The sequence below is a fragment of the Paenibacillus alba genome, from assembly GCF_013204855.1.
Classification (GTDB): Bacteria; Bacillota; Bacilli; order Paenibacillales; family NBRC-103111; genus Paenibacillus_E; species Paenibacillus_E alba.
This window is the reverse complement of sequence record NZ_JABMKZ010000055.1, coordinates 1-17,003: the sequence shown is the minus strand read 5'-3', so window position 1 is coordinate 17,003 and position 17,003 is coordinate 1. Positions and strand designations below refer to the sequence as shown.

Sequence of the window (17,003 nt, the reverse complement as noted above, 5' to 3'; positions counted from 1 at the left end):
AAAGCTCAACCTACAAACAGTGACATGAATTCATGAAAAGGCGTTTGAATCAAGCGTTCGTAATCAAGCGTTTTATTTAAAATTTCTGCTGTTCTTTTCTGAGGGAACCGGGTCAACAGATGGGCTTCAAACTTGTCTCTTACCTTCGGCAAGCCTTCTTCTCTTCGTTTGCGATGTCCAAGGGGATATTCACAAGCTACATTCTCAGTCGCCGTCCCATCTTTGAATTGGATTTGAATCCGATTCGTAATCGATCGTTTATCCGGATCCAAATAGTCTTTGCTGTACTGCTCATCTTCAACGACAACCATTTTCTCTCTTAGCTCATCTATTCGCGGGTCCTTCGCGACCGAGTCTTCATAATGCTCCGCAGTCAACGTGCCAAACAGAAGTCCAATAGCAACCATGTATTGCAAACAATGGTCACGATCGGCTGGGTTATGCAGCGGTCCTTTCTTATCAATGATCCGTATCGCTGATTGATGGGTTGTCAACGTAATGGTAGCGATCTCTTGCCAGCGGTTCTGCACCAAAGAATGCAGCTCAAAGGCACATTCAACAGCGGTTTGAGCGTGGAATTCGGCGGGAAATGATATTTTGAATAAAATATGCTCCATCACATAGGAGCCCAGTGGCCGTCCTAAGGTGAGTGGCTTCCCTCTGAATAAGACATCCTGAAATCCCCACGTTTTAGCGGAAAGCGCCGATCCATACCCCATTTCTCCTCCAACTGCCATAAGCGCTAATCGCACCGCTCGGCTTGTTGCATCTCCGGCTGCCCACGATTTGCGCGAGCCCGTATTTGGCGCATGCCGATAAGTTCTAAGGCTAGCACCGTCAATCCAAGCATTAGAAAGGGCGTTGCCTATCTCCTCCTTGCTTCCTCCAAGCATGGCGGTTGCTACGGCAGTAGATGCGATTTTCACCAGGTGTACATGATCTAAACCAACCCGGTTCAGGCTATTCTCCAGAGCCAGCACACCTTGAATCTCATGAGCTTTGATCGACATCGTAAGCACATCTTTGACCAAGAGTGGCTTCTTGCCTACGGCCACCCTGCTGCGGCTAATATAGTCAGCGAGTGCGAGAATACTGCCCAAATTATCTGAAGGATGCCCCCATTCGGCTGCAAGCCACGTATCATTATAATCAAGCCAGCGGATCATGCAGCCAATATTAAAAGCCGCTTGAACGGGGTCCAGCTCATAACTCGTTCCTGGCACACGTGCTCCTCCCGGTAATGTAGCCCCCAGTACAATCGGGCCCAAATGCTTAGTGCAATCGGGAAAACGCAAGGCAAGGAGTCCCGTTCCTATGGAATCAAGCAGCACAAACTGGGCAATTCGATAAGCTTCCTCACTCTCTATCTCCGTATTAAGTGTATAATCGGCAATTTCCTCTATTAATGAGTCAAACGCCACAGCCCTGTTAACAGGGGAACCCGAGCCGCTCATTCGCATTCCTCCTTTCTGCTTAGTGACTCTCAGTGACAGTAGGATGTAGATCTCGAGGTCCTGTGTAATGAACACGAGGTCGAAAAAGCCGATTGTGATTATGCTGTTCAATGACATGTGCGCTAATCCCAACCGTACGAGCTGCAAAAAAGACCGGCGTAAACAAATCAATCGGAATACCCAGCAAATAGTAAACCGGCGCTGCATAATAATCCAAATTCGGGTGCAAATTTTTCTCCCTGAGCATGACTTCTTCGCCTAATACGCACATATTGTAAAGCTCAGGTCGTTTCTTGATGATTGCGAGCTCGGCTAATGCCTTTTTCATCAGCAGGGCGCGCGGGTCCGCTTTATTCATATACACGCGATGGCCGAAACCCATGATCCGTTCACGCTTATGCAGCTTCGAGAGCAGATGGGCTTCCAGCTTTTCTTCGGAACCCGCTTCCAGAAGCATCATCATCACCGCTTCATTGGCGCCCCCATGCAATGTGCCTTTCAGGGAAGCCACAGCTCCGGTTAGCGCGCCATACAGATCAGATTGTGTTGAGGCGATAACTCGCGCAGCAAACGTAGAATTTGGCATTTCGTGTTCACTGTATACAATCAAGGATTGATCAAATATATCCTCCTCTAATTGAGTTGGTATTTGCCCTGTTATCATGTACAAGAAATTAGCGCTGTACGATAAATCCAAATCAGGCTCGATAAATGGTTGTTTCATCTTGGAACGATACGCATAGGCTGCAATTTGCGGCACTTTTGCCAGCAGTCGAATCGCTTTGCGATCATTCGCTTCTAGAGACCGATCATCCAGCTCTGGCTCATAGCTGGCTAGAGCAGATATGCCGGTACGAAGGCTATCCATGACATTGGCTTGTTCTGGCAGCAGCTCGATCATAGAACGTATGTTCTCTGGCAATCCATAAGCCTCCTGGATTCTCATTTCCAAGTCTCTTCGTTCACTTAACGTGGGCAAACCGCCCTCAAGCAGCAATCCAACGATATCGAGATAGGTGACCTTTTGAGCCAGTTCGATGAGATCATAGCCACGGATTACGATCTCTTCTTTTTCCACATCCAAATAAGAAATTGCCGTTTCACTGGCTATGACGTTTTCAAGTCCAGGTCGGTGCAAATCACTCATTTCATCGCACTCCCTTTCTCTACTTCAGCTATTTGGTTTCATCCATAAGCAGCATACGGGAAATGACAATTCGCTGTATTTCGTTCGTCCCTTCATAGATTTGGGTTACTTTCGCATCGCGTAAATAGCGCTCAACCGGATATTCTTTCGTATAGCCGTATCCTCCGAAAATTTGTACGGCTTCAATCGTCACCTGCATGGCCGTATCACTGGCAAAAAGCTTCGCCATCGCAGCCTCCTTGCCATATGGCAGGCCCGTGCTTTCCCTCCATGCCGCCTGATATGTAAGCAGTCTGGCCGCTTCAATCTTCGTCGCCATATCAGCGATCTTAAAAGAGATCGCTTGCTGCTTGCTAATCGACTTGCCGAATTGCTTCCGCTCCTTCGCATAGGCAACTGAAGCATCCATGGCTCCTTGGGCAATTCCGAGCGCCTGCGCAGCAATGCCAATACGCCCTCCTTCGAGGCATTTCATTGCGATCTGAAATCCATCACCAACCTGCCCCAGCAAATTATCGGCTGGGATACGGCAGTTGTCGAATCTCATTTCGATCGTCGGAGAGGAACGGATGCCCAGTTTTTTTTCCTTATGGCCGAAAATAAAGCCGGGAGTGCCCTTTTCGACGATGAAGGCACTGCATCCTTTCTGCCGCTGCAGCAGATCCGTCATCGCAAACACAATATACACGTCCGCTTCTCCGCCATTCGTAACAAACAGCTTCGAGCCATTGAGGAGAAAGCTGTCTTCCTCTTGTTTCGCGGTTGTGCGCATCGCACTGGCATCTGAACCTGAACCGCTTTCAGTCAAACTGTAAGCTCCAAGCTTCTTACCTTCCGCTAGAGGACGCAGATACCTATTCTTCTGGTTTTCCGTTCCATACTTGTAGATCGCCCAGCTAGTAAGGGAGGTATGCACGGATAACATAACACCGGTAGACGCGCACACGCGGGAAATCTCCTCAATCACGATGGCATACGTCATGAAATCAGAAGCAAGCCCGCCATAAGCTTCCGGCCATGGGATACCTGTTAAGCCGAGCTGACCCATTTTATCGAACAAGCTGCGGTCAAATCGCTCTTCCTCATCTCGCTGCGCAGCCGATGGTTCTATCTCGTTCTCGGCAAATTCGCGCACCACTGAACGAACCATGACCTGCTCCTCCGTGTAGGACATTTGCATGCGCCCACCACCTTCCACATGGCTGACTGTACCTGCTGGGTCTGCCTTGGACAAGCTCTGTCATTTGCCTTAGTATCGGACAAGTTGCAACCGTTTTCGCTGTAATAATTTATATATACACCCCACTTCGAGGGCTTATTCCTTGGGAAAAGCCTGAAATTTCGACAGATGCGAATGCAATTGCTTATCGCTGATTTAGTCGGGCAAACATGGAGTGTAACATGCCACTTTTCGCCATACCAAACATCTGTTCTCATTCACTTCAACACATCATCTTGCTGGATGGAATCCCCTTTTTTGGAACAAAAAAAGCCCATTCCCTATCACTAGAGAATGAGCACCCTTTCTATTCTATTTAGTCCACATCCACACTGACAGTTGCATAGGCGTTTTCGCTATAAATCGTGACTTGGTGCGTGCTTTGCTTATCTGGCTTCCCAATCAATTTCACTTCGAAACGGGGATTTCCATTTGTATCAAAAAGATCAGTAGGGCTTAAGTCAGCTCCTGCTTTGACGATCTCAAGGTTCGGGTTATCCGGCATGATATCGGGCATCATGCTTTTCGCTGTGACTTCACCGTTATCCCACTGCTTCTTGGTAACAGGGTTCCCATACTGATCGAACAAGTTCAGCGTAACCGTAGCCGTATCCCCAATATTAATCAGCCTCGTTTTGCCACCAGAGTAAGTTAATTTATTAGGTTCCAAGTAGCTTAAAATAGGCGCATTTCCGACTTTAAAGCTTCTGGAAACATTAAGGTTTTGATTTTTCAGATACACCGTGACAGGAATATAATCCTTCATTTGCGAGTTAACTACAAGAACTAGATTGCCCCACTCGTCCTTCGTGATATCCGTTGGAGCAGAGCCTGCTGCCGTTGCTGTGAAATTGGAAGCATCTTGGGAAGCCGTTTCCCCATATTGGTTCAATGCTTTTACTTTAATAGAAGCAGAAGTACTGCTGGCGATCGTATCACTCGGATTAACGAATTTGAGTTCTGTGACCTGCTCTTTTTGAACACTGAAATGAACATCCTTCCTTAACACGGAAGTGGTGTCTATGCCAGATATTTCAGCTGTGTAATCGCCTTCGCTCAAAGGAGAAGAGGCTTCTAAGATTGCCCATTTCCCATCATCCGACCAAGTTGCCTGTACAGGTACACTCATCGTTCCTTTGCTTAACATAAAGCTCGCTTTTTTCGTATCGAGGAGGTCGTTCACCCACACCTTCACTTTGCTTGCCCCAATGGCTTGAGCACCGATTAAGGAAACTTTGTCAGGTACATATTGCTGCTTCGCCTCATAGGCGCCTGTTACAAGCAATTCGCGTGTTGCCGGCATTTGGCCCTCGAACGCACCAACGGTTTCAGGCACTAATTTCAACTGCTGCGCCAAAGCTACATACCCTTTCGCCCAATTCGATACAGAACCATCCGTTAATGTCATGGACTCTGCTTCTGTTTGTTTACCTAAGATTCTTACTAGGAAAGCAGCTAACTCCTGCTTCGTCACTTGGCCTGCAGGATCATATGTCCATGCACTTGTGCCTTCGGTTATCCCGGCTGTTTTCAAGGCTTCAATATAAGGAAGTGCGTAGCCATTCGCTTGATCGTATGTACTCACATCCGTATAAGAGGAGACTCTTAGTCCGGAATTCACCGGAAGCTTCAACAGCAGTGCAGCTACCTTAGCGAACTGTGCACGATTCATTTGGCTTTTCAAGCCGAACGTCGTTTCTGTCATGCCATCGAAGATTCCTGCGCTGATCATGGCATCGAATTTCGCTTTGGTCGCGGAATCCAGTTGGCTTAGATCGGAGTAATCAGATGATGTTTTGCCGAATGCGACAGATGAGAACATGGATACTGCCATTGCCGAAGTAAGTGCGATTGATAATGTTTTTTTCATAGTTTGTTTCCTCCTAAATGTTGGGGTTATGTATGGATAGGAATTTATACCCAGCAATTTGGAGTTCGAAACTCAAGGCTTTCATTTTCTTTACAAATTATTCTTTTTACCGCCTCGCCAGATAGCTGGACAAGTTCCAGGAAGGCCATGACGAATGGCTATCATTAGCCTTGACATGATCAATTGCAGATTGAATTTCTGTCATATTGGCATGTCGTGTTTGCATCTCTCGCAAAGTTGGAACGACGTCTGTTGACAGTCGACTCAGGTAATCAAGGTCAATTATTCCTGTTCTTTCATAACGGTCCATGTTGTTCACGGCGATGCGTTCATCCATATTGATATAATTCATGACCAGATAAGCTAAGATCCCTGTTGTAATATAAGCTTTGGATAACGAAATTCTCTCGACCCATATTCGAAATAAAGCAATGACGCACATGATCGCCAAGAATATCATAAAGCCATGAACAAGCAACCTTGTTTGGGTAAAGCCATAGGCTTCCTCATACAAAGACAATCGGCTATAGGCAGATGCAAGCATCACGATCGTACAGGCAACTAGCATCGTGAGATTTGCTTTCCGTGTGATTTCCCCTGCTTGACCACTCTGGCGAATCCAGTGGAGACCAGGAAATAACAGGAACACATTAATTAAAGCGACAGCAACCAGTTCAGCAAATCCTCTCCGGGCATATTCCGCATAAGCCACGCCGCTCGGCAGCATGCCATCGGCAGCTCCAAACAAATAACTGAACTGAATGATCGCAAACAATACATAGACCACATTGACGCATACGAGCAAAGTACCTGCCGTTACGGGATCAAACTGAATCTTGCCGCTAGCTGCCAAGCGCTCTTGGTCAACCTCAGAAGGCGGAGCAGCCGCTTCCATCACATTGGGAAATAGGAGGCCCCACATATAGCAAAAGGTGTAGACCGATATACATAAAGCCAAAACTGTCCGCAAGATGCCTTCAACCATATTCCCCCCATCAAGCCAATGCGGGATTTCAGCCAGCCATGACAGAAAAATGCGGTCGGCCGAGGCTAACAGGCCGATAATGACGAACAGAATCGGCGATGCCAGCAGCAAGCCTGCCCCAATCTTCCCGATCTTCCCCCAATGTGAATTCTCAGCACTGCCTCTAGCTGGCAGCCAAGCTCTGATCATCTCTAGCGGAACCGACACATAGCCAAACGGTCTGCCAAAAACATGTCTTGCCATATCCTGCAAAAACGTGGCATGATACCACGCATGTTTGCTATTGCGAGATAACACAATGGTCTGCATAACAATGAGAATCGGAAGTGCTAACACATTCAGGGCATGGAAGAAGCTATTCGCAAACAATGCGTATGTAAGAGCAATTAATGCTACGGGCACGAGCATCAGCCAACCAGCCTTGCTCTGCCCTTCCCATGGCTCAAATCCGCCTAATCTCCCCTTAATTGCATAAAAATATAGGCCATAAAAGCCAGCTACACTTAATAAAACCGATATTCCAGGCGCATAGCCAACAAATAAATATTGCATCATGAAACCAAACAAACAGGCATATCCAAGCATCATGCCATATTTCTTTTGCCATGGAGCAGGATCTCTCATGAACGTTCTCTCCTTTATTGAATAACTTAGGGTCAGCGTCTGCAAAACATTGTTAGTTCCTGCCTTTTATTGTATCCTTTAAAACAAGAACAAAAAGTGTAAGTTTAGTTTTCAGAATTTCATATTTTACAAATGGAGGCTTGTCGTTGAAAATTCGCAAGCATTACTTAACGCTTCGGCGTTCTTTCCCTCATGTTCAGGAAGAAACCCCGATGGAAATTACGATTGAAGAGCTGGCCGCCTATTTGGAATGTACGCACCGTAATATGGTGCTGGTACTTAAGCGCATGCAGCAGGAATCATGGCTTACTTGGCTGCCCAAAAAAGGCCGCAGCAACCGCTCGACCTTAATCTTTCACGTACGCAAAGAAGATATGCTGATGGAAGAAGCCAAAGAATTAGTAGCCAAGCAGGACTTGCACTCCGCTTTGGATTTGCTGCAAGCTTCTGAACACTCCGCTTCTCTGCGAGAATTTCAAGATTGGCTCTCCGGCCAATTCGGGTTTCGTTCGGAGCTGCAAGGACAACATAGAACAGACGTTCTGCGCTTCCCTCTAACGCAAGCCATACATGACTTGGACCCGGCTGCCATTCATTATTCAGGCGAGTCTCATTTGGTCAATCAGTTGTTCGATAGCCTTGTCCGCATGGATGCCAAAGGCGATGAGATCTTGCCGCATCTTGCGCATGCTTGGGAAGTAGATGACACACGCACGCTATGGACCTTCTATCTGCGCAAAGGCGTCTCTTTTCATCACGGGCGTGAAATGACCGCAAGTGATGTGAAATATTCGCTTGAACGGCTTCAGCGGCTAGCGCCGCGCGGCCTCTACAGCTGGGCTTATGCAAATATAGTGGAAATCGAGACGCCGAATGAAACGACCCTTCGTATTCAACTAGCGGAACGGAATGAATTGTTTCTGGGGTTTCTATCTACGAATCGCGCCTCAATCGTACCTGCCGACATTGTCGAAAAGTCAGGCGGCCTGATGCATAAGAGCCCAGTGGGGACAGGCCCTTTCCGTTTAACCGGACAAGATCAAGGGATTTGGATTCTGGAAGCATTCCCCGCTTATTTTCAGGGCAGAGGATTTCTGGATCGCGTTGAAGTCTGGACATTGCCGGAGAAGGAGCATACGGAATTATCGGATACAAGGCAGCCTTTTCAAGTTATGCATAATGTAAGAATATCAGACATGGATGCAGAAAGATGGCAGCAAGTCCGGCAGTCCGGCATGACGACTAAATTTCTGACTGTGAATGAACTCAAAGAAGGCCCCTTAAGGAATCCCCTTATGCGTGAAGCGCTGCATGTAGCATTGAATCGATGCATCCTGCTTGAACAGCTGTCGGGCGATGTTATTGAGGCAGCTAACAGCTTCTTCCCTCAGTCCCAGCAAGATAGGGACGATCAACAACAAGCTGGATTACTTGAAGCTGGCAAGCTGGAAGCCATGCTCTATGCGGCAGGTTATCAGGGTGAAACGATCAAACTGGCAACCATTCCGCAATACGAAAAGGATGCGTTGATTTTGCAGAAGATATACGCCGAAGCCGGCATCCATCTGGACATTATGCTCATTCCCGCTGAAGAATTCAAAGGTGAGCAGCGCATGACGGCAGACTTATTGCTCTTCGCGATCATGTTAGATGAACATCGGGAGCTGCGGCTCTACGATATGTACAAGAGTATGCGTCAGCATGCGGCCAGCGAAATCCAGCTGCTGATCGATGACAGCCTGCGCAAGCTGCGGTTCGAAACAGACGCGCAGCACAGAAAAGCGCTGCTTGAGCAGTTGGAATCCCAGCTCAAGCAGCGCCATAGCCTGCTTTTTCTATATCGGAAGCATCTCAAAACCGCCTTCCATCCTTCTATTCGAGGAATTTCTCTTGATTCCCTTGGATGGGTGCGATTTCGCGACATTTGGTTTACCTAATCGATGATGTCTGTCAATTTATTTCCTGCTTCAACGCAACGCCGTCTGGCAAAATTCTCACGATATGTTCCCGTAATTGAGTGTTATGGTGCAGATCGTCGCTGAAAATTGCAATTAAGCCGCTATCTTCTCGGGTACGGATTAATCGGCCAATTCCTTGCCTCAATCTGAGCAGCATATAAGGAATATCCACCTCTTCATACGGGTTGGACGCGGCTTGTCTTTTGGCCATAAACACCGGGTCTTGTGGAGGAAAAGGCAGCGCCCAGACGATCACGTTCGACAAGGATGGCCCAGGGACATCCAGACCTTCCCATAGGCTTACAGCAGCTAAAACCGTATGTTCATCTCCCTGGAAAGTCTCGATCAAATGACTGATTTCTTGATCTCCTTCGAATAAAAAGCGCAGTTCCGCACAATCAGATCGGCTCTGAATCTCACGTTTGAACTGTCTTAAATCTTCATACGTCGGAAACAGGATCAGAGCCCGACCTTCTGTTCTTTTTAACAAATGAACGGCTGTGTCCATTTTCTCTTCAAAGGTACCGCCTGACGCCCACTTGGGTGCGATCACTTCCATCCGCTCTGCATAATCATAAGGGGATGCGACGGAGAAGGATAAATACTTATCAAGCCCCAAGCTATCCGCCACATAGTCAAAAGAACCTTCGACAGAAAGCGTAGCGGAGGAGAACACGATTGGCATTTTCGATGAGAATACTTGCTCCTTCAACACTTCTTTCACGGTCCTTGGCATAATGACCAGACTCAAGCCCGTAATACTCTCCGTTGCCCAGCAGATGAACGCTTGATCATTGCGGAACAAAGCTAACGCCTTTTGCATCATTTCCAGATGCTCCTCAACAATTTTAAGCTGGTAGTCGTTCAAGGTAAACATTTCGCTTTCAAACACAAGCTCTTCCTCAATCTCAGATAAAATATCGCAGAGACGATGAATTTCGCGCAGCAATCTATCGTTCATCACGATCTGTTTGCGGTCTGAGCCCGGGATCGGCTGACAACAGCTTTCGAGAATGTCGAACATCAGTTCGCTTTGTTCAATCGCTTGATCGATACATACGGCTAACGACTCGCGAACTTCCCCTTTTAACAGGCGAACGACTAATTCTTCAAATACAATGTGCTTCAATTTATACGTTAAAGCTTTCTGAGCGGCAGATTCCATCAAATGGCCTTCATCGAAAACAACTGTGCAATGCTCCGGCAGCAAAGGAAGCTGTCCTTCACGCTTTCTTCCCTCATATGTCCACACATGCTCCATATAGAAATCGTGCGAGCAGATAATTAAATCCGTCGAACGTCGGTAGGATTCCCGAGAAAGCGTTTGACCGCAGCGATGCCGCTTATCACAGACGAAACAATCCTGGAAAGCATCCCAGCTTACCTTGTCCCACTGTTCGTTATTCAGATGCGGGTAGTTCTTACGATCCCCATAAGCATAAAAGGATTGCATCGCTTCACGCGTATGAACGAAATCCGGAAGTCCTTCATACAGCTCGCGGAATAAACCAATATCTTCATGTCCGAATCGTGCCTCATCCAATTTGACCAGACAAACGTATTTATCCGGTGATTTGGCAAGTCTTGCATCAATAACAAGATCCAGATGGCGGGTAATCTTCTCAATATCGCCGCCCGGCTTGACCAATTGTTCAATCAAAGACTCGTCCGCACAGGCGATAATGGCCGGTTTCTTCGTCAATCGTGCGTAGCAAATCGCATATAATAAATAAACAAGCGTCTTCCCTGTGCCAACACCCGCTTCCGCGAAAATCGTCTGCTTTTCGGCAAACGCACGCTCGAGCTGGAACGCCATGTAAATTTGCTCGTCCCGCACCTCAAACCCGGCTTCAGGCAAAATTTCATAAAATATATCAGCAATCCAGTCAGAGACCTGCTGCATGTATGGTTGTGCATGATCGTACGCGAATGGATAACGTCCCACAGTTTGTGCCCCCAACAATTAGAATCGAATCAAACTTATATTATCTCATGAATGATAAGTAAAAGCAAAAGACCTCTCGCTTGCTTTCAGGAAGTCAAAAGCAGCAAGAAAAAAAGCCCCTTTCTCAGTCTATTAACTGATCAAGCAGCTTTAGGATATTTACATGCTGAACCGTTCACGATAGCCGCATTTGCGACATAATTCCTCAACAACTTCCCGCCTCGAGAATCCTTCAAACAAGCGGTTAGCCCGCTCCCCCTCGACGATTTCGGAGAAAGGCGTATGATTGATATTGCCCAGATTAATCACGCCCTCCCCATCTAAGCAGCAAGGGATGACGGTACCATCCACAAGAATACCCGCTTGATTGCGTAAGGCATGACAGAAACCTGGTCCTGAAATCTCCTCCGCTTTGAGATCGGGCCACTGGAACTCATGATCCTGATTCAGATAGACGCGATCCGCTAGTTTAACACCGGTGCCTCTTACAAACTTCTCATCAATTTTGTAATCCAGATTGAACTCTTGCTCCAGCAGATCCAGTACTTCACGGTTTCGTTGACGCTCCAAGTTCGTCTGGTTGTCCGTATCCAAATTCCATAAGCGGAACGAGATAATCACGTTGGACTTAGCCACGATTTCTTTGGCGAACCGCAGAATGCTCGTTACATACCCTTCCTTATCTTCGGAGCCTTCATGTCCATCGAAACTGTGCAGGGAGAAATTCATCTGCCGCAGCGCCGGTTTATCTAACAGCTTATGTCTATTTTTGTTAATCAGCGTACCGTTCGTAGTGATATTCACTTTAAAGCCTTTGTCATGGCTTACATCCAGCAGCTCATCAATCTTGGGATGCAGCAAAGGCTCCCCTTTGACATGCAGATAAATATGATCCGTATGCGGTTTGATTTGATCCAATATATTCGTGAAGGTGTCCATTTTGATAAAATTGGCTTGACGTTTAGTTTGTGGACAGAAAGTGCAAGCCAAATTGCAAACACTTGTAATTTCAATATAAAATTTCTTAAACTTCTTCATTCCATGGCTCCGTTTCTAGCTGCGCTACGTTGATTGTAGCTATTATACCATTTAGAAAAACAATTTGACCATCCAGCCAATAAAATGCGCAGACGGAATGAGAAACACTTGGGCAAGCAGAGTACCCAAAAACCGTGAAGTCATGAGCAGTGCATATATTTTACCAAGCTGTCTGCGCTGCGTCTCATCTCTTAGTGCTTTGTCCGTAATAAGGCCAAGCTGTGGATCTATGAATATCGTGAGTAGAATCGTTGCAATCCCATTAATCAAACCCGAAGCTTGCGATGCCGTCGTTGCTGATTCAGGCACTAGATGCGCTGCATATAAGGAAGAAAGCACCCCAACAGAGTAAAACGCCGTCACCACAATGTTAATGAGCAAAAATCGTTTCGGAATACCCAAATAGCGAAATTGGCTTAATTTAACTCGCGGCTTTTTCCAGTAGCTTTTTGAATTCTTCAACTGATCTACCGTCACGCTCGAAATCAGCCTAGGAATGGAACCTGCGATTTCCAAACGGGCAATAATCCGAACACTGAAATTGATAAAAGAGGGAAATAAGGCGATCGCAATCAACGTGCCTATCGACGAGGCGAATAAACTGATGCGCAAGGTTCTCTCCAGATCAAACGCCGGCTCCACCTTAGCAAAATCAACAAAATGCGCCGTCATTGGCGCCTGAATTAAATTCGCCGTTCGCGATACAAGGACAACGATGCCAACCAGAGAAAGCGCCACCGCAAGCTTGTTCACTCGAACACCAGCGTAGCGAATCGAGTAAGATAACGTCTCTGCCGTATGAATAATCATTGTCAAAATGAAAACTAGTACAAGCGTTCCTGTCATGGTGTAGATCCATTATCTGCAATGGCCTGCAGACCCGCAATAACGTCTTCCCAATGCGTTTTCATCACTTCTCTGCGTTCTGCATTATCAAGTTTTTCTTGATGAAAGCTTATTGTTGTTTTACCGGGGTGAGCCGTAGGAAGCAACCGAATTTGCAAGGTCGAGGCGTCCAGCCAGCCAGCAGGCTGCCAAGTCAATCGAAGCTGTTCCAGCGGCTTCACCACACGAAACTCCCCAGAATGCCCTTCTTCTGTTTCAAATGTGGAACCCTTGCTGAACTCAACGTTCGTAATTTCCCCTAGCCAAAGCTTACGCCCTTGAGGTGAAAGCAAAAGGGCCCATGCCTCCTCTTGAAACAAAGGGAGCGTCCTTCTAACCCCAATTTGAAAACCTGCTGCTGCCGTTTGACCGACTACTCGCTGCGCGCTCATCTGATCTCCTCCTCGTGACCTCTTATATGGAATAAAAGAAATGCTTACCCTGGGATTCGTTTTCTCATCCACCGAATTTGTCCGCGATGATTGATTTCATCTTCCAACACGTGAAACCACATGAAATAATGGTTAGCTTGTTTACCGTACCAGAACGGATATTCTTCATCTAACCACTCATCCGACTTCGTCTTGAAAACCTCGTATGTTTTATTGCGAATTTCACGCAACTGGTTGAGATAAAAGTCAAGATTGTGACCCTTTATCTGTTCTCGTGCCGCATCGCCCAGCTCAAGTGCAGCTCCCCAAGTCCGCATCTCCTCCTCATTCAATTCGCGATGCTCAAACGTCTCCAACTGATAGGCATACTCAACAGCCGCGAAGTGCAGCAGCAACGCTCCTATCGAATTACTCGTCTCATCCACTCTATAATCCAATTGTTCCGTCGTTAACCCCTCCACACTATGGAGCGTTGTATACCTAGCGTAATTCATCATTGACATCAATCTGCTTATTTGCGGTGTGTAGCCTGAGATATCAGTAACTAATGTGTTTGGTGTTAAGTTCATAAGTGTTCGTCTCCTTGTGTAGAAGTCTGCGAGTGTATGTGTATATGTATGTGTTCTGTATGAACATTCGCGGAGGACCCATAATTTCCCTTTCGAATTATAAATAATTTCGATTAAGTATGAAATCTCTCAGCAGCTGTACAGTTGAAACTCTGTAACCTTCATCATTTTGCGGAAGTCTTTTGTTGGGGATGCTTTCTGGAGTAGGCGAAAGACGTTATTTTGTTGGCTTTTCTTCATAACCGCAATAGCATATCTTCACAACCGCATCAGCTTATTAAGTTTAAGCTCATGCCGCCTGTGGCTTCCTCTCCAACCCATAAAAACTGCAAAAAAAGTCAATTTCATAATTCAATAACTCACTAAACATACTGCACCAAATTTATGACATCGTAATTTTAAAATTACACTGCGTGTTTTTCCAGCTTCATCTTCTTGTTGACCTTGTCGAGTGCATATTTGCACAAATTGTACGTTAAGCAACTGAGATCATAATACACAAATGCACGCTTTCCGCGTCTACGTGTTGAATTTAATCCAAAATAGAGTTTCAGATAAGCGAAGACTCGTTCAATAGCTGTTCGCTGTTTAAATAATTCGGCAGCCTTCTCGCTTCCTCGTCCAGGCACCGTGTACTTGCGGACGTCCGTAGCTACTCGGAATTTGTAAACTTTCTGGCATTTGTTATTTAGTAACGGACACGTTGCGCACTCTTTAGGGCTCGTAAATTTTATCGTTTCTCTTTTAGCATCATAGCTGTCGTAGCAATACGCTTTTCCTTTTACACAAACTGGCCGAAAATGTTTATCGACTCCTTTTGGGAGCTTGCTTCGATGAATGAGAGGGATGTGTGGGAACGCCCCCAATTTCCGAATTTGTTTGTACACAGGCTCGCCATCATAGCCTTTATCGGCCAACACATATCTAACCTTCAATGTCGGAAACCGCTCTTGTAATCGCTTCAGCAATACGATCGCAGGTCTTTGGTCACTGACGTGAGCAGAGCATGTTACTCCCACCACAATGTATTGACTGGTCGTATCCACTAGTAAATTTAACTTGTAGCCGTACCAATATTTCACGCGACGGTTTCCTCGCGGGTCCCCCTTTACACCCGTGCTCGGGTGCTGAGGCATATCGCGAATAAGTTCCTCATAGCTGGCAGGCAACATATCAGCTACTTCTCGTTGAAAAAGGTTTAATGACGCTTCGTAAGCTTCAACTTTTTTGCGCCACTCGGCCTTTTCCGCGTTCGGGATTCTGCCTCGTTTATGGCGTTTTGGTTTTTCGGGTTTTGGTTTTGCTGGTTGTGAACAGAGATCTGCAGGGAGTAAGGCCGGCTCTTCGGAAACGGAGGGCACAGCAGACTCGGCTGTATTCTTTTCATCTAGCTTAGGGTTACGATCAAACGCCCCCAAATGGGATGAATCTAAAGCGAGAACCTCGCCCGTCAGGAATCCGTGGGTAATTGCCTTGTCCACCAAGAGATTTTGTACTAGTTGAAGTGCTCCCGTTTGTTCTAGCTTTGTTATAAGACGGGAATAAGCTGCTTCGCTTGGCAAGCGATCCGAGTCGGTAAAACGGCAAAGTTTTCTAAACGTCGAACTGGTTTTTAGACGATGAACCAAATCCTTTGTAAAAAGGATATGCTGGACAGTTCCAATAATTAGAGAGTAAATCATCGCACGTGTATTCAAAGATTCGGGACGGCCACGCACACTCTTTTTGTTAACCGCATGAAGAATACTCTCGATTGGCAAGTGGTTTAGAATGGCACTAAATTTCAGTTCATCCGCCATTTCCATCAATTGCTCGAAGGAAAACAGCTCTTCTTGTTGAATATCATACATGGGAGTACTCCTTTCTTTGGTTTTTGGTGTGGTAACCTAAACTTCGAGAAAATGGGGAGGTACTCCTTTTTTTTATGTATGAAAATCCTTTTACAATAAGGGTTTGCGAATTATGAAATTGACTTAAAATGCAGGCTTTTTAAAATAAACGCTTAAAAAGTAGAAAAAGATGCAATTGTGCAGGCTTTTTATGCATCTCGAGCCTGAAATGGAAAATATGCCAGAAAAAGATGCATTATCACAGGAATTTGCCTCCAAGAGATGAAATCAAGCGAAAAAGGATGCACTATCGCAGGAGTATGCCAGAAACAGATGGAATCAATCATAAAGAGATGCACTATCGCAGACTTTCCTTCACAACCGAAGTAACTTTCAATAGCTCCAGTAACTCATCAAGTCCAAGCTCGTGCTGCTTCTCTCCCACTCCACCCCATAAAAACTGCAAAAATGCAGGTTTTCTCTGAAATAATCGCTTAAAAAGTAAAAAAGATGCAATTGTGCAGGCTTTTTAGGCATCTTGAGCCTGAACTGGGAATTATACCAGAAAAAGATGCATTATCGCAGGAATTTGCTTCCGACAGATGAAATCGAGCGAAAAAGGATGCACAATCGCAGGCTTTTCTCTACAACAGCAGTAACTCATCTTTTCAATCGCAACCGCAACAGCTTTCCTTTACAACAGCAGTAGATCTTCTTCACAACCGCCAGCAGCTTATCAAGTTAAAAGCTCATGCCGCCTGCGGCTTCCTCTCCAACCCATAAAAACTGCAAAAATGCAGGCTTTCTTTGAAATAATCCCTTGAAAAGTAGAAAAAGATGCAATTGTGGTTACTACTCAGGACCTTATTCAAATTCTAAAATTTGGTTTAATAGATAGTACCAATACTTAGAGTGAACGAGGTGAGAGGCATAATGAATATAGAAGAAATTGATCGGATTATGCTCCGTGACTTGGCATCCATTAAGGCACTCATTCTGTCTCTGGTTGCCAAGGTTGAATACCTCGAAAACGAAAATAAGGAGCTTAAGCGGCAACTTGGCCAAAACTCGCAAAACAGTAGCTGGCC

The 17,003-nt window shown here is 46.0% G+C and carries 12 protein-coding genes; 1 reads left to right on the top strand and 11 read right to left on the bottom strand.

Features of this window, described 5'->3' with window-relative positions; all coding sequences use genetic code 11:
- Positions 1-5: 5 nt before the first annotated feature.
- From HQN90_RS35345 to HQN90_RS35325, 5 genes are all read right to left on the bottom strand, one after another.
- A complete protein-coding gene (locus HQN90_RS35345) occupies positions 6-1,454 on the bottom strand; it encodes a bifunctional 2-methylcitrate dehydratase/aconitate hydratase (RefSeq protein ID WP_173227538.1) in 1,449 nt (482 codons plus the stop codon).
- A gap of 19 nt (positions 1,455-1,473) precedes the next feature.
- Complete coding sequence (gene mmgD, locus HQN90_RS35340; RefSeq protein WP_173227537.1) at positions 1,474-2,601, bottom strand: citrate synthase; 1,128 nt, start codon at positions 2,599-2,601, stop codon at positions 1,474-1,476.
- Positions 2,602-2,629: 28 nt separating this feature from the next.
- On the bottom strand, positions 2,630-3,781 hold the full coding sequence (locus tag HQN90_RS35335; RefSeq protein WP_173227536.1) for an acyl-CoA dehydrogenase: 1,152 nt from the start codon (positions 3,779-3,781) through the stop codon (positions 2,630-2,632).
- Positions 3,782-4,136: 355 nt separating this feature from the next.
- A complete protein-coding gene (locus tag HQN90_RS35330) occupies positions 4,137-5,690 on the bottom strand; it encodes an S-layer homology domain-containing protein (protein WP_173227535.1) in 1,554 nt (517 codons plus the stop codon).
- Positions 5,691-5,796: 106 nt separating this feature from the next.
- Positions 5,797-7,299 (bottom strand): DUF4153 domain-containing protein, encoded by a 1,503-nt coding sequence (locus tag HQN90_RS35325; protein WP_173227534.1) that lies wholly within the window; start codon positions 7,297-7,299, stop codon positions 5,797-5,799.
- Positions 7,300-7,445: 146 nt separating this feature from the next.
- On the opposite strand from HQN90_RS35325, the gene HQN90_RS35320 reads away from it, so the two are divergent.
- Positions 7,446-9,236, top strand: a complete 1,791-nt coding sequence (locus tag HQN90_RS35320) for an ABC transporter substrate-binding protein (protein ID WP_173227533.1) — start codon at positions 7,446-7,448, stop codon at positions 9,234-9,236.
- A gap of 13 nt (positions 9,237-9,249) precedes the next feature.
- Here the strand turns inward: HQN90_RS35320 and HQN90_RS35315 are convergent, their stop codons facing one another.
- The 6 genes from HQN90_RS35315 to HQN90_RS35290 form a co-directional block, all read right to left on the bottom strand.
- The gene (locus HQN90_RS35315) at positions 9,250-11,202 is read right to left on the bottom strand and encodes a helicase C-terminal domain-containing protein (protein WP_173227532.1); all 1,953 of its coding nucleotides are present in this window, start codon (positions 11,200-11,202) and stop codon (positions 9,250-9,252) included.
- Positions 11,203-11,361: 159 nt separating this feature from the next.
- The gene (locus tag HQN90_RS35310; protein WP_079409045.1) at positions 11,362-12,240 is read right to left on the bottom strand and encodes a radical SAM/SPASM domain-containing protein; all 879 of its coding nucleotides are present in this window, start codon (positions 12,238-12,240) and stop codon (positions 11,362-11,364) included.
- 51 nt (positions 12,241-12,291) lie between these two features.
- On the bottom strand, positions 12,292-13,086 hold the full coding sequence (locus HQN90_RS35305) for a lipid II flippase Amj family protein (RefSeq protein WP_173227531.1): 795 nt from the start codon (positions 13,084-13,086) through the stop codon (positions 12,292-12,294).
- Positions 13,083-13,517: an SRPBCC domain-containing protein gene (locus tag HQN90_RS35300; protein ID WP_173227530.1), complete on the bottom strand. Its 435-nt coding sequence runs from the start codon at positions 13,515-13,517 to the stop codon at positions 13,083-13,085. Before HQN90_RS35300 ends, HQN90_RS35305 begins: the two co-directional genes overlap by 4 nt.
- Positions 13,518-13,561: 44 nt before the next feature.
- The gene (locus HQN90_RS35295; RefSeq protein ID WP_173227529.1) at positions 13,562-14,086 is read right to left on the bottom strand and encodes a DinB family protein; all 525 of its coding nucleotides are present in this window, start codon (positions 14,084-14,086) and stop codon (positions 13,562-13,564) included.
- A 404-nt stretch (positions 14,087-14,490) separates the two neighbouring features.
- Positions 14,491-15,936: a transposase gene (locus HQN90_RS35290; protein WP_173227528.1), complete on the bottom strand. Its 1,446-nt coding sequence runs from the start codon at positions 15,934-15,936 to the stop codon at positions 14,491-14,493.
- Between the last annotated feature and the right edge of the window lie 1,067 nt (positions 15,937-17,003).

Excerpts from the sequence above, each read along its gene's own strand:
- HQN90_RS35345 (WP_173227538.1), bottom strand. The coding sequence starts at position 1,454 with ATGAGCGGCTCGGGTTCCCCTGTTAACAGGGCTGTGGCGTTTGACTCA.
- mmgD (WP_173227537.1), bottom strand. The coding sequence starts at position 2,601 with ATGAGTGATTTGCACCGACCTGGACTTGAAAACGTCATAGCCAGTGAA.
- HQN90_RS35335 (WP_173227536.1), bottom strand. The coding sequence starts at position 3,781 with ATGCAAATGTCCTACACGGAGGAGCAGGTCATGGTTCGTTCAGTGGTG.
- HQN90_RS35330 (WP_173227535.1), bottom strand. The coding sequence starts at position 5,690 with ATGAAAAAAACATTATCAATCGCACTTACTTCGGCAATGGCAGTATCC.
- HQN90_RS35325 (WP_173227534.1), bottom strand. The coding sequence starts at position 7,299 with ATGAGAGATCCTGCTCCATGGCAAAAGAAATATGGCATGATGCTTGGA.
- HQN90_RS35310 (WP_079409045.1), bottom strand. The coding sequence starts at position 12,240 with ATGAAGAAGTTTAAGAAATTTTATATTGAAATTACAAGTGTTTGCAAT.
- HQN90_RS35305 (WP_173227531.1), bottom strand. The coding sequence starts at position 13,086 with ATGACAGGAACGCTTGTACTAGTTTTCATTTTGACAATGATTATTCAT.
- HQN90_RS35300 (WP_173227530.1), bottom strand. The coding sequence starts at position 13,517 with ATGAGCGCGCAGCGAGTAGTCGGTCAAACGGCAGCAGCAGGTTTTCAA.
- HQN90_RS35295 (WP_173227529.1), bottom strand. The coding sequence starts at position 14,086 with ATGAACTTAACACCAAACACATTAGTTACTGATATCTCAGGCTACACA.
- HQN90_RS35290 (WP_173227528.1), bottom strand. The coding sequence starts at position 15,936 with ATGTATGATATTCAACAAGAAGAGCTGTTTTCCTTCGAGCAATTGATG.